The sequence below is a fragment of the Candidatus Omnitrophota bacterium genome (assembly GCA_041649175.1).
In the GTDB taxonomy this organism is placed as follows: Bacteria; Omnitrophota; Gorgyraeia; order Zapsychrales; family JBAZNR01; genus JBAZNR01.
This window is the reverse complement of the sequence record JBAZNR010000002.1, coordinates 103,311-116,196: the sequence shown is the minus strand read 5'-3', so window position 1 is coordinate 116,196 and position 12,886 is coordinate 103,311. Positions and strand designations below refer to the sequence as shown.

Here is a 12,886-nt window from a genome sequence, read left to right as displayed (position 1 = left end):
GCGTTTATAAACCAACCTAAAGATTGCGGCTCTTATGAAATTTATCGAACGCCTTAAAACAAAATGGGATATTAAGAAATCTTCCGATATTCTGGCGATCCTTGCCGCCTTCTCTTTGGCCGGATCAACGGAAGCCATGGTCTTAAAACCACTTTTACATGATTTCCTTGCCCCGCTATCAAAAGTGGCGCTGGGGCTTAGGATATTTATTTATATTGGGATATTTTTACCGATTTACCAAGTTTTGCTTTTAATTTATGGGATTCTTTTGGGACAATCGAAGTTTTTTATTGGAAGACAAAAAACGTTGTTTCTACTGATTTGGGCAGGTTGCCAAAAGCTCGTTTCGAAATTAAAACACGTAAAGCATTAAATAAATAATCACTCCTGTCACCGAAACATACATCCATACCGGTAAAAGCCACTTTGTGATCTTTGTATGCAACGTTAAATTCCCGCGGATCGCCTGCCAAACCGCCGCAATACTGCACGGAACAACCAAAGCCGCCAGCGGCGTATGCGTCCCTAAAATAAAGAAATAGATCCAGCGCAAAATCCCTTGCCCGTGATAGCGTGTCGGCCCCGACGATAAAGCATGATAGGTTATATAAGACACCAGAAATACCATTGAGGTTATCAAAGCACAGATCATGAATTTCTTATGGCCGGCTTGGTCGCCTTTTCGAATAGCTCTCCACCCCAAAAACAAAAAAATGCCCGCCAAGGCATTCAGGCTCGCATTAATTGTTGGAAGATGCACAGTCATTATTTTTCCTTTAAAAGCAAAGCAATATCAGCTGTCAATTGATCAACGCCCTTTTGGGTGATGCCGTCATAATACCCGCGGATATTGGCGTTTTTGTCGATGAGGATAAAATAACTGCTATGGAAAACAGGCTCATCAACTGTCCCGACTTTAAAGCCTTTAACAGCCAACTCTTGAATGGATTCCCGCGGCCCGGTCAAAAAATGCCATTTTAACGGATCTGCCCCATATTTTTGAGCGTAGCGCGTGAGGATCTCGGGAGAATCAAATTCGGGATTGACCGATATAGAAACATAGTGAACATCGGGATCATCAAGGAATCTCTTGTAGACCTTCATCATATTCTGCGTCATCATCGGACAAATGCTTCCACAGGTTGTAAAAAAGAAATTGGCAACCCAAACCTTATTCTTAAAGTTGCTTAGCGAAACTTGTTTTTGAGTTGAATCGAGCAAGGAAAAATCAACGACATTCCCTAAAACCGGAAGTTTTTTCTGCGGAGACAATTGATAAACTACGGCAATTACCAAAACGCTAAAGATTGAAAAAAAGATGAATATTTTATTCTGTGCGAGTTTTATCATTTAAAAGTGGGCGTCGGCAATGATCAGAGACAAAATGACCGGTAAGTAAATAATGGAAGCACGCAAAAGCTTGTGGGCGTCCGCGTCCGACCTTGAAACCGCAAAGAAAATTCCAAAAGCCAAAAAACCAACGCCAAGAATAAGCGCGCCAAAAAAGTACGCCGATCCCGAAATGCCAAGGACAACCGGCAAAACAGATGCCGGGATCAAAAGGATGGAAAATGCCACTACCTGGAACATCGTGCGGTGCCCATCTTTTTCTAAGACCGGAAGCATTTTAAATCCACCCCTGGCATAATCTTCCTTCAACATCCAGGCGATCGCATAAAAATGAGGATGCTGCCAAATAAACAAGATCAAAAATAAAACCCAAGCACCCAGATCAATTTGCCCTGCTGCCGCAGCCCATCCCCCAACGGGAGGAAGCGCTCCGGGAATAGCGCCGATCGTTGTATTCAGCCAGCTTACCTTTTTCATCGGCGTATAAACCAAAACATACAAAAATGCGGTCAATAGCCCCAAAAACGAAACCAATAAATTAACCTGCCAATACAAAAACCCCACGCCAAGTAAAACCGCTACGATCCCAAACAGCATTGCGTTTTGCGCAGGGATTATTCCCGCCGGGATAGGCCGATTTCTCGTACGCAACATTTTGCTATCGCTATCTCGTTCCAGATAATGATTTAAGGCGGAAGCACCGGCGCAAACAAGCGCGGTACCTAAAAGCGTTGCTAGCAATTTTCCGGGATCTGAAAATCCTTTTTTTCCTAAGAAAAATCCGATCGCTGTTGTTACTAGCACCATGCTTAAGATGCGGATCTTTGAAAGTTCAAGATAGGCATTAAAACGCGAGGTCGCCTTAAAAGCTCGGAAGGATAAGAATTCTGTACTCATTTCGATTTCTTTAACGAGGTATTACACCCGTTAATGCTTAAAGGAAGAATGCGAAGTGCTATTAGAACACTCATGCCTAAAAATGCCGCTCCCAGAGCGACATGGAGGCTTGTTACATGAGGAGATTTTTGTGTCAGTACGGTATAGATCCCCAAAATAACCTGCAATATGAGTAAAATATTGATAGTCACTAAAGAATCAAAAACTTTTTTGTTTTTCTTGGCATGATCCCAGAAACAATACGTTAAATAAGCAACCATCATTATAATAAAAACGGCTCCAATTCGATGCATAAAATGAATTAAAACTTGCTGCAATTTCACGCTAGGTAAGTTCATCTCAAAACGCCAATCATTAATCAGGTTAAGCATATTCGTGTCAAAAACCGGGATCCACTGGCCTCCCATTTTTGGAAAATCAGGAATTGCAAGCCCGGAACCGGTATGGCGCATCACCGCGCCAACCATAAGCTGAATGTAAATTAAAAGAACGAATCCTAAAGCGAGTTCAACTTGATTAGGATTTCCTGGTAAATATGTTTCGCTTTCACGCAAACGCCGCTCTTCCGATTGGCTATAGGCTAAAATGATCGTCAAAATAAAAAATGTTTGCCCCAAAACCGCGTGCGCGACAGAAACCTGCGGTGGCAAAAAAAGCAAAACAGTCACCCCGCCCAAAATACCTTGAGCGATAACCGTTCCTAATGCCGCAAAGCTTAGCATTTTAACCCAGCGACGAGTTTCCACGCGTGCGATCCAAACAGCAAGAATGACCATCAAAAGGCCAACCACGGATGCGATCATTCGATGTCCATGCTCGTAAAAGATCCCGCCCACCATCGGAGGAAAAAATCCACCATAAGAAAGCGGCCAATCCGGAACAGAAAGGCCCGATCCGGTACTCGTCACCATTCCCCCGGCAAAAATAAGAAAAAGCGTTGCCGCGCAAACAAATTTTGAAAAGCATCTCAGTAAAATTTGATTTTTATTTGTCATAGTCGCTCTCACTTTGATTGGATGGATTAATTCCAAAAATCATCGACCTGAGGCGCCTCTTGGGCAGCGGATGCTTGCTGAGTAAGCCACGCTTCATAATCGGCTTTCGAATGAACGGTCAAATATCCTTTCATCCGATAATGCCCCAAGCCGCACAACTGCGCGCAAGCGATCTCAAATTGGCCGGTTTTTGTAGGAGTAAACCAAACAGGAATGCTCATTCCCGGAATAACATCTTGTTTGACACGCATCAGAGGAAGAGCGAAAGAATGAATAACGTCCTTTGTGGAAAGATTGATGATCACCGGTTTATTGACCGGAAGATGAAGCTGGTTGATCATTACAATATCGTCTTTCGCGGCTTCATCAGAGCGATCAAGCCCAATTGGGTTATTGGCCGAATTCATCAGTTTTATATCAGTACGCCCGAAAATCCCGTCAGCTCCCGGATAGTGGACATTCCAGGCGAATTGTTCCGCAATGATCTTGACATGAACCGCTGTCTTGGGGTCCGGAAAGGCATTGATCTGCTTAGCCCAAAACGGAATTGATATCGCGATCAGTAAAACAGCTTCAATGATCGCAACAACGATCTCCAGATAACTGGATGTGTGGCTTTTAACACCGCCGTAGTCGGCTTTAGGGTTTTTGGAGCGTCGGAATCGAATGATCGCATAAATAAAGTAAACACCCCAGCCAATAAAAAGCACCAGCATCAGGATGTGGATAAAAAACATCGCCTGATCAACTTCTCCTCCGTGCGCCGAGGCATTCATCGGCAAGCCTAATATTTTTTCGATCATGTAAATTTAGATCAGTGGGTTGCTGCTTCTTTTGATTTCTTTCGAAGAGTTAAAAAGAAAATGGCAAAACTTGCTAAAACACTAAATACCACGCCTAATAAACAAAAAATCGCAAAATTGAGGCCTTTTGTTAGCAACGACCCCGGCGCACCATAGCAGACCGAACACGCCAAGGAAGCGTCAGGAAACATGGCTCCTGCCGCTGTGATCGCCCACAACAGCAAGAAGATCTGTTTTATCATCATTTGGATTGCCCAAGCTGGCTGAATTTGCGCGCGCCGTAAACGATCAAGATCACGGCAAAAACAAACGCCAAAACGGACATGGTCAAGTAAGAAGCTTCTCGTGTTTCATGATAAAACTGCCCTGACCAAAATCCAAAGCTGACAGAAAGCGCCACAGAGCAAATGATGAAAACAATATGGAATATTTTAAGAGACAATTTGCGTTCCTGTGATTGTATTGTGATGCCCTGACAACGTTAATAAAAGTAAAGAAAAAAAGAACACAACGGTGAGGGCCAAAACAGCATAGATCAATTTTTTCTCAGAGATCAAATGCATAAAATAGCACGCGACCAAAGACCCTTTGATGGTTGCGATAAAAAGCGCCACCGCGATCCCCGCCACAAGGCTTAAATGAAAATAACTAACCGCGACGGTCACAACCGTCAAAGCCGCTAAAGCCACAAAAACCGTAATATAAATACGGACTGATTTTTTTACTTCATCAATATGATGTTCACTCATCATCGTCCTTTTTATAGTAAATACAAAACCGGAAACAAAAAGATCCAAACCAGATCCACAAAATGCCAATAAAGCCCGGAAACTTCAATGCGATTTGTCAAACGTTCGGGTTCTTTAAACCACATTTTTGAACCCGGCCCCAGGAAATAAGCGTTAACTATGATCCCACCGATCACATGAAGGCCATGCAAACCAGTTAAGGTAAAATAAACAGCCATAAACGTACTGGTGGACGGAAAAAGATGATGTTCGAATTTGGCGTTATATTCAAAGCCTTTGACGACGAGAAAAATAAGCCCGCACAAGACGGTCAATCCTAAATACAATCGATATTTTTTGAAATTATTCAGCTTTAATGATGCCCATGCCATCACCATTGTCACGCTGGAGGAAATAAGAACCATGGTATTAAAAGTGGCGATCGGAACATTGAGAATCGTATGCCCTAACGGCCAGTTGGTCGACCCGACGCGCAAAAGAACATACGACGAAAACAAAGCACCAAATAGCATCACTTCCGAAGCTAAAAAAAGCCAAATACCAATCTTGGCATTATAAAGTCCCGTATCAGGCCGTTCGTGCGTTGTGTATGGAATTGTGTCTGGCATCATCAAACCTTTGGTTGATCTTGCGGCGTAAAGTCTTTTTGTGCCCCTGGAACGCTATATTCATACGGCCCGCGGTAAACTTCCACAGGAGTCGAGAAATTTCCATGCGGTGGCGGTGTCGGCGTTGACCATTCTAAAGTTGTCGCCTCCCATGGATTATCGGATTTTACTCTTTCCCCGCTTTTAATACTCCAAAACAAATTAATAATAAATGGGATTTGGGCAATCGCCAAAGCCCAGGCCGCTACCGACATAACAACATTAAGATGCAAAACACCTTGCGCATGCGCATACGATGCCCCTCCGTCATAAAGTCGGCGAGAAACCCCTGCCAAGCCTTGGATCATCATGGGCATAAAGATAAAATTCATCGCGATCAAAGACGGCCAAAAATGCAAACGTCCCAGCGCTTCATTAAGTTTTCGTCCCGTTACTTTCGGAAACCAATAATAAACTCCGGCAAAAAGCGCGAAGATCGTCCCCGGCGCCACCACATAATGAAAATGCCCGATCACATAATAGGTATCATGAAGATGAATATCCGCAATCGCCAAACCCAAAGGAAGCCCAGTTAGTCCGCCAATACCGAACATCGGCAAAAAAGCGAGCGCGAAAAGCATCGGTGCATTAAAGCGTATGGACCCTCCCCATAACGTTATAAAAAGCGAGGATAGGATAATAACAGATGGGATAGAGATCATCATCGTCGTCGTTTGGAAAAACGCGCTGATCACTGTCCCCATTCCGGTTAAATACATATGATGCGCCCAAACAATAAAGGATAAAAATCCCAAGATCAAAATAGAGGCGATCATCATGCGCAATCCCCAAAGAGGCTTACGCGTGTTATTGGCAATGACTTCCGCAACAATTCCCATCGCCGGTAAGATCAAAACATAAACTTCCGGATGTGCCAAAAACCAGAAAAGATGCTGCCAAAGAAGCGGGCTTCCGCCTCCGCTGATTGTGAGCGGTTGTCCGCTAATAACAAGTCCGCTCGGCATAAAAAAACTCGTTCCGGCAAGTCTGTCCATCAACTGCAAAACACCTGCCGCTTCCAAAGGAGGAAATGCTAGAAGCAAAATAAAAGCCGTAACCAACTGCGCCCAAACAAAAAATGGCATACGCATAAACGTCATTCCCTTGGTTCGCAACTGAATGATCGTCACAATAAAATTAACCGCGCCAAGAAGAGATGAAGTGATCAGCAAAACCATTCCGAAAAGCCACATCGTCTGGCCCATGGTTGCGATATTGGAAAGCGGTGGATAAGAAGTCCATCCCGAATTAGCCGCGCCACCGGGAGCAAAAAAACTGACCAGCATTGTCACTCCGCCTAAAAAGTAAGCCCAATAGCTAGCCATATTAAGCTTTGGAAATGCCATATCCGGGGCACCGATCTGCAAAGGAACAATATAATTTCCAAAAGCGCCCACCGCCAGCGGGACAACTCCTAAGAAAACCATAATAGTTCCATGCATCGCACCTAGCTGATTATAGAATTCCGGAAGCATAACGCCACCAGGCATATTGGCTTCTCCAAAAAATTTCCCTATAAAAGGAACCGGCTGTCCTGGAAATGCCAGTTGCCAACGCATTAACATGACGAGACAAAACCCAAAGAAAAGAAAAATAAGGCTGGTAAAGCCGTATTGCAGGCCGATCATTTTGTGATCAGTTGAAAAAATATAGGTTCGCCAAAAACTTTGTTTGTGCGAACTGTGGTTTGTGTCAGACATGAATATTATCTTTTAAAGGTAAAATCCGTTAATGTTTGTGCGTCGGCAGTGACAGTCAAGGTCGCCGTTTGCGTTCCTAATTTCTCATGCCACGCTTCTACTTCGTAAGTTCCGGCATCAAGCCCGGGAATGGTAAATTTTCCGTCTTTCCCTGTTACAGTAAAGAAAGGATGTGACATAACTGCGCCCCAAGCCGCCATCCACGGGTGAACATCGCATTTTAAAGGAAACATGAACTCTTCTTTGTCGAATGTCTGAATGATCTCTTTGCGGAATTGCGGCATTGCGATGTTAAATTCGGGATTAACTTTTGATAAAGCATGAACATTGTGCAAAGTGCCGTCGGGATTGAGGATCTTTAATGGCTGGCCAACGCGAACACCAAACACATGAGGAGAATATTGGCAGCCTTGCTGATCAATAACCACCGGTTCTTGCGGCACCGGATAGTCTTTCTTCGCTAAACCGCTTTTTACATAAACGAAGACATTAGCCATGGTATTTCCATCGCCTAAAACAAGCGTATCAGGATACGCCGGACCGCTATGTTTCGCAAGACAGATCGGATCGGCATCCATTTTTAGTTCCGCAAATTTTGGAACTTCCCCTTCATATTTTACGGTTCCGGTAACCGTTCCTGCCCATGATGCCGCAACAAGAAGAGTGCTTGCAGCAAACATAAAACATAAAGACCATAAAAGTGATTTGCTTCTCATTGATATCCACCTTTCCTTAATAACTAGCGACTAGATTAACTTAATTTGCCTACTTAAAAGCAAAGTCCTGGCTAATTTGCTGTCAGACTACTACAGCTACTTTTCCTTGTCAAGCTTTGCAAAAAGATTTTATGCAAATCCGTCTGAACCTATTGCTGAACGGAAGGCTGATCAGCCTTGCTCTCACTCGACGGCTGCCCGGTCAAAGTCAAAATATAATCCCGCAAAACATGAATTTGCTTGTTTTCATCGCCGCCTAAAACATCATCCGGCCCGCTTTGGTCAAAATATTTAGGATCAAAATATGTCGGCATTTTTGTCCCCGGAAGCAAGCTTTGCGGATCTTTGATCCATTGCGCGATCCATTCGGGCTTTAGTCTGGTTTTAGCTAAAGCAAAGTCCGGCGCCCATTTATCCGGCGTGCCGCTGGGCATTTTATCGCCGACGATATGGCAGCTGGTGCAGTCAAAATAATTCTTTGAAAAAAGTATCTCCGCCGCTTTTCGTTCGTCTTCGGTAATTTCGCCAACCGATCGCTGGGTAAACGGAAAATCTTGATCATCCAAAGCATTAAAGTATTTTACAAAATCATTATTTTCTTTTGCAGATAAACCAAAGCTTGGCATTCTCACGGTAAGCCAAGGGCGAATAACTTCAGGGCTATGGATAAAATTAAAAAGCCACTCGGCATGAACTTTCTTACCTTCCCCAATGAGATCCGGAGGGCCAAAACTTTTGATCAAGGCCTCGGCTTCTGCGTCAGACTTATTCTGATATTTGACCAGCCAATCATGAATGCTTGGTCCGATGGCGCTGCCGTCGCCTTCGATCACATGGCAACCCTGACAATTGAATTCACGAACAAGCCTTTGACCGCTATTGACCATTTGGCGACGCATTGTCTTCTTTGGCAATTTTGATTCTTCCGGCTTATCTTTGACAAAACCTAAAAGCGCTGTCGTGATCGCTTTAGCCTGATCTTCCGTAAAACAGAAATTCGGCATTTTTAATTTTTCATCAGGAGTTTTAATGCGATTTTGATCAAAGATCCTCGGGTCTTTTAATTTTTGCTCAAACCACGCTTGCGGCGAATGTTCCATATGGACAAAACCAAAATCCAAACGATGCGCAGATTTACTGCCTTCTTCTGTTAAGTCGGTTCCGATAGGTTTTTCATTTTCAAATCCAGGAATTGTGTGACAGCCAAAACACCCGTAATGACGGATAAGTTTTTCTCCGGCGAATTGAAGCTTTTCTTCACTGTTCATCTTTGTTAATTTTTCTTCCATCTGCGCAGAAGTATTTTCTTTCTTTAAAAAGTCTTTAACAATTTCATTCAAAATAACGGGATCAATTTCCGGCACTTTGACATTCATAAAGTCATTATTTTTATCTGCCGAAAGATACTCCGTGATATTCGCGGCCTCTTCATCCGAAAGCCGCAAATTGGGCATTCTGGTCTGCGGATGATAGCGCTTGGGATTTTTGAGCCAATCGAAAAGCCATTTTTTTGAAGATTTCGACCCCATGCCGATAAGGTTTGGCCCGTGTTCACGGCGCAACGATTGCAATGTCATTGTTTTCGAAACAGGTTTTGGCTCAATTTGATGACAACCGAAACAGCCCAAAGAAGAAACAAGCTCTTCTCCTTTTTTGGCGTCCGCGCTCACCGCAACATCACTCAGAGAGAACTCAGAACTTTTCGCGAAAAGATAGTGAACAATTGAATGAATTTCCTGCTGTCCGCGTTTTTTAGATTCGGGATCGTTCGTATTAGATTGATCAAAAAATGCGGGCATCCAGGTATTGTGCCGGAATGATTTTGGGTCTTCGATCCAGCGATACGCCCATTGCGGCGTTAACTTGGAACTGATAAACGTTAAATCCGGGCCAACTTTAACCCAATCTGTGTAGCGCTCGATATAATGACAGCCGTAACAGCCGGATTTTTCGATCAGATTTAACCCGATATTAAGCCGCTCGGCACCTTTGATCACCGTTTGGTCAGAATGACATTTATAACATCCGGCTTGAATATGCTCCTTGGAATACATCGGCGCTTCCCAAAGTTCATATTTTTTCCATCCTTTTTTTTGCTCCCATTCTTTTTGCTGCTCCAAAGAGGAAGGAGTGTGGACAGCTGAATAAAAATCAGTTCCCCGCCCGCGCCCCTGATGACAAACCGTACAACCAAATTCCTCAAACGGATGCGGAGATTTGCTGGTTAAATAAAGCTCTAAATTAGGATGTGTTGTGAAAGGTTGCGGCGCATCTTTAAAATCAGGATTAGCAATGCCTAAATGACATGTCATGCAGCGATCGACTTTAGGAATATGGGCGAAATTAACATCCTCTGTAATGTCCTTTAAGACAACTTGTTGAATTCGGTAATTCGGATTCATAAAATCAAGCACCGGAAGATCGCGGATGAAATTAGCAATTTTATTCGCAAAAGACATTTTTTGCGGATCAATGAGGTTAAGTTTTCTCGCTAAAATATTGGCTTGGCGCGCTAAAGAATCTCTTTTCTTTTCCATATCGCGCAGCTGACGAGTTTGCTGATCCATAACGCCTTGTTGAGCAACAACGCCCGCATTAAGCTCTTCCGTTAGCTTAAACAGAACATTTGTTTCCTGCTCAACTTTTTCTAATTGTGTTTTAAGATGAGTTACGTCCGATGAATTATGAGAACTGGCATTTTCAAAAGCATATTTAGCCGCGTCAAACTCAGCTTTTTTGAATTGATACTTTTGCTTCTCAATATCGTATTTCGTGGTTAACTGGGAAAACTTGCTTTGTTCTGATGCAATTTCGCCGGATTTTTCTTTGTGCTGGGTTTTCGCGGCGTCAAGATCCTTAAGAAGCGACTGATATTGCGCATTATCGCCTAATTTCGCAGATTCATCCGCGTAACGCTGACGGGTTTTTTCAATTTCGAGTTCGCGGAACTTCTTTTGATGATCTTTCCATTCCCTCTTGTAATCATCAACAAAAAGAAAAACAAGCGCCGCGAGAAGCAGAATACTTACAAACGCGAAGATCTTGTTGAGCTTGTTGATGTTGTAATAACGTTCTTGATTGTCAGCCATAATTAGATATTAAAAAAGAATTCCGGGATGGCGATAATATATTTTAAGTTGAAGATCCACCGTAAATACATCTTAAGCGGCAATAATAAAGCGATCAGAAGAAAAATAACAAAAATGCTATAACGAAAACTTCCCAAACGTTTGTAAACATCCTTTAAAAGTGTTTTCGCTAAAAGGATCGGCAAAACCAGAAAATATCCACCCAGCGCTAAAAATCCCCACGCTTCGCGAAGCAAAATATTTTCCGGTAAACGCCGCTGTAAAACGATCATGTAAACAAATTCCGAGAGATTAATGTTGTTAAGCGGTGTTAATTTCGCGATATCCCATTTTTCAAAAGGCCCGAAGAAATTCCAATTCGGCCCGCGCAAAAACGTTCCCGTAGAGATCAAAAAGATCCACAGCGCTAACCAGAAAAACAAAAAGATAGAGACCGCCATCTTTCTTCGAGAGAATGAATAATATCCCGCCCCCTCGCGATTGGTATCAATATACGGAATAGCCATCAGCCCCAGCAAAATGATCGTCGGAAACAAAACACCGGCGATCCACGGGTCAAAATAGACCAACATTTCCTGCAAGCCTAAGAAATACCACGGCGCTTTGGAAGGATTTGGCGAAACCGTCGGATTGGCCGGTTCTTCTAAGGGTGCAGGAAGAAGAATTGCCCAGGCAATGATCAAGGCGGAACAAACGATGAGCGCGATCAATTCAATGTAAACAAGGTCGGGCCAAACCAAAACTTTATCATTGGGATCATGATATTCGGTAGGTTTCTTGCCTTCCGACAATCTTTGATCATTGATGGTTGCCTGATACATGCTGAGCCATAAGAAAAATACGACCAAGAAAAGCAATCCGACGATGGGAACATTATCGGGCTTTAAAACGATCAAACGAAAATTTTCATCCATCAACCCAAAAATAAAAAATGAGAATAAAGTTGCGAATAAAATAATGCCGCCTTTTTTTGTCCAGATCAAATACAGCTTAAGCCGGCGGTTAATTCTTTCGAAGAAATTCGTGGGAGGAAATACAAAGAAAAAGCACAGCAAGATCACCGTGAACATGATCTTTGGTGCGGCGATATAATTGATAATATTTTTGATGGTTTCCATAAATATTTGCTCCTGGCGAATTATGTTGGGCCGGAAATACCGCCGTCTTTTCTAATTCTCCAAAAATGAATGATCATAAAAATCATGATGACAAAAGGCAAACCGATACAGTGTAAAACATAAAAACGAAGTAAAGCCCCTTCGCCGACAAAACGTCCCGCCAGCATGGCAAAACGCGCGTCACTTCCCGCATGGACAAAATTTACATCGCCGATGGCCAAAAGCGACGCGCCAGGCCCGGCAGAACCGACAAAAGGTGTCGCGCCGGCCATATTCGAACCAACGGTAATGGCCCAAATCGCCAACTGATCCCACGGCAATAAATATCCGGTAAAGCTCATGAGCATTGTTAAGACAAGTAAAATAACGCCAACCACCCAATTAAATTCGCGCGGCGGTTTATAAGCCCCGGTCATAAAAACCCGAAACATATGCAGCCAAACCGTGATGACCATTAAATGCGCCGACCAACGGTGAATTTCGCGCATAATACCGAGCGGTACTTGTTGGGCCAAATCCGTCACGTCGCCGTAAGCATATTCCACCGTTGGGCGATAATAAAACATCAGCAAAATGCCCGTCACTGTCAAAACGAGAAAGATGAAGAATGAAAGCCCGCCCATGCACCAGGTATATGTTAATTTCACCGCATGCTTAGGAAGCCGCACGGGATGTAAATGAAGAAAGACATTATTTAAAACAACCATCATTCGCTGACGGCGATTTACCGGAATGCCGGTACGAAAAATGGAACGATACACCTGGGTTTCTGTAAATCGTTCTAGCAGATTCTTTTTATTTTTTTGCTGCGGTACAGACATT

Annotated in this window: 15 protein-coding genes; 1 reads left to right on the top strand and 14 read right to left on the bottom strand. The window is 43.3% G+C overall.

All coding sequences use genetic code 11. The features are described from left to right. Positions 1 to 34 precede the first annotated feature (34 nt). Positions 35 to 373 carry a DUF6787 family protein gene (locus tag WC676_05585; GenBank protein MFA5060081.1) on the top strand — a complete coding sequence of 113 codons (339 nt, stop codon included), beginning with the start codon at positions 35 to 37 and terminating at the stop codon, positions 371 to 373. Here WC676_05585 and WC676_05580 read toward each other — a convergent pair. The 14 genes from WC676_05580 to WC676_05515 form a co-directional block, all read right to left on the bottom strand. Then, a complete protein-coding gene (locus WC676_05580) occupies positions 353 to 766 on the bottom strand; it encodes a DUF420 domain-containing protein (GenBank protein MFA5060080.1) in 414 nt (137 codons plus the stop codon). The two genes, WC676_05585 and WC676_05580, sit on opposite strands and share 21 nt — an antisense overlap. Next, positions 766 to 1,350 carry an SCO family protein gene (locus WC676_05575; protein MFA5060079.1) on the bottom strand — a complete coding sequence of 195 codons (585 nt, stop codon included), beginning with the start codon at positions 1,348 to 1,350 and terminating at the stop codon, positions 766 to 768. Before WC676_05575 ends, WC676_05580 begins: the two co-directional genes overlap by 1 nt. Beyond that, positions 1,351 to 2,247: a heme o synthase gene (gene cyoE / locus WC676_05570; GenBank protein ID MFA5060078.1), complete on the bottom strand. Its 897-nt coding sequence runs from the start codon at positions 2,245 to 2,247 to the stop codon at positions 1,351 to 1,353. Then, the gene (locus WC676_05565) at positions 2,244 to 3,242 is read right to left on the bottom strand and encodes a COX15/CtaA family protein (protein MFA5060077.1); all 999 of its coding nucleotides are present in this window, start codon (positions 3,240 to 3,242) and stop codon (positions 2,244 to 2,246) included. The genes cyoE and WC676_05565 overlap by 4 nt, the downstream gene beginning before the upstream one ends. Before the next feature lie 26 nt (positions 3,243 to 3,268). After that, positions 3,269 to 4,045: a cytochrome c oxidase subunit II transmembrane domain-containing protein gene (locus tag WC676_05560; protein MFA5060076.1), complete on the bottom strand. Its 777-nt coding sequence runs from the start codon at positions 4,043 to 4,045 to the stop codon at positions 3,269 to 3,271. A gap of 11 nt (positions 4,046 to 4,056) precedes the next feature. Further along, positions 4,057 to 4,290: a hypothetical protein gene (locus WC676_05555; GenBank protein ID MFA5060075.1), complete on the bottom strand. Its 234-nt coding sequence runs from the start codon at positions 4,288 to 4,290 to the stop codon at positions 4,057 to 4,059. Then, on the bottom strand, positions 4,287 to 4,487 hold the full coding sequence (locus tag WC676_05550; GenBank protein ID MFA5060074.1) for a hypothetical protein: 201 nt from the start codon (positions 4,485 to 4,487) through the stop codon (positions 4,287 to 4,289). The genes WC676_05555 and WC676_05550 overlap by 4 nt, the downstream gene beginning before the upstream one ends. Next, positions 4,477 to 4,797, bottom strand: a complete 321-nt coding sequence (locus WC676_05545; protein MFA5060073.1) for a cytochrome C oxidase subunit IV family protein — start codon at positions 4,795 to 4,797, stop codon at positions 4,477 to 4,479. Before WC676_05545 ends, WC676_05550 begins: the two co-directional genes overlap by 11 nt. A gap of 8 nt (positions 4,798 to 4,805) precedes the next feature. Then, positions 4,806 to 5,405: a heme-copper oxidase subunit III gene (locus tag WC676_05540; GenBank protein ID MFA5060072.1), complete on the bottom strand. Its 600-nt coding sequence runs from the start codon at positions 5,403 to 5,405 to the stop codon at positions 4,806 to 4,808. Next, on the bottom strand, positions 5,405 to 7,141 hold the full coding sequence (locus WC676_05535; GenBank protein ID MFA5060071.1) for a cbb3-type cytochrome c oxidase subunit I: 1,737 nt from the start codon (positions 7,139 to 7,141) through the stop codon (positions 5,405 to 5,407). Before WC676_05535 ends, WC676_05540 begins: the two co-directional genes overlap by 1 nt. A 5-nt stretch (positions 7,142 to 7,146) precedes the next feature. Then, positions 7,147 to 7,857, bottom strand: coding sequence for a carboxypeptidase regulatory-like domain-containing protein (locus WC676_05530; protein ID MFA5060070.1), 711 nt, complete (start codon positions 7,855 to 7,857; stop codon positions 7,147 to 7,149). A 149-nt stretch (positions 7,858 to 8,006) separates the two neighbouring features. Continuing rightward, on the bottom strand, positions 8,007 to 10,946 hold the full coding sequence (locus WC676_05525; GenBank protein MFA5060069.1) for a c-type cytochrome: 2,940 nt from the start codon (positions 10,944 to 10,946) through the stop codon (positions 8,007 to 8,009). 2 nt (positions 10,947 to 10,948) lie between these two features. Then, positions 10,949 to 12,064 (bottom strand): cytochrome C, encoded by a 1,116-nt coding sequence (locus WC676_05520; GenBank protein MFA5060068.1) that lies wholly within the window; start codon positions 12,062 to 12,064, stop codon positions 10,949 to 10,951. Positions 12,065 to 12,084: 20 nt separating this feature from the next. Beyond that, positions 12,085 to 12,885: a cytochrome b N-terminal domain-containing protein gene (locus WC676_05515; protein ID MFA5060067.1), complete on the bottom strand. Its 801-nt coding sequence runs from the start codon at positions 12,883 to 12,885 to the stop codon at positions 12,085 to 12,087. Position 12,886: the final 1 nt, after the last annotated feature.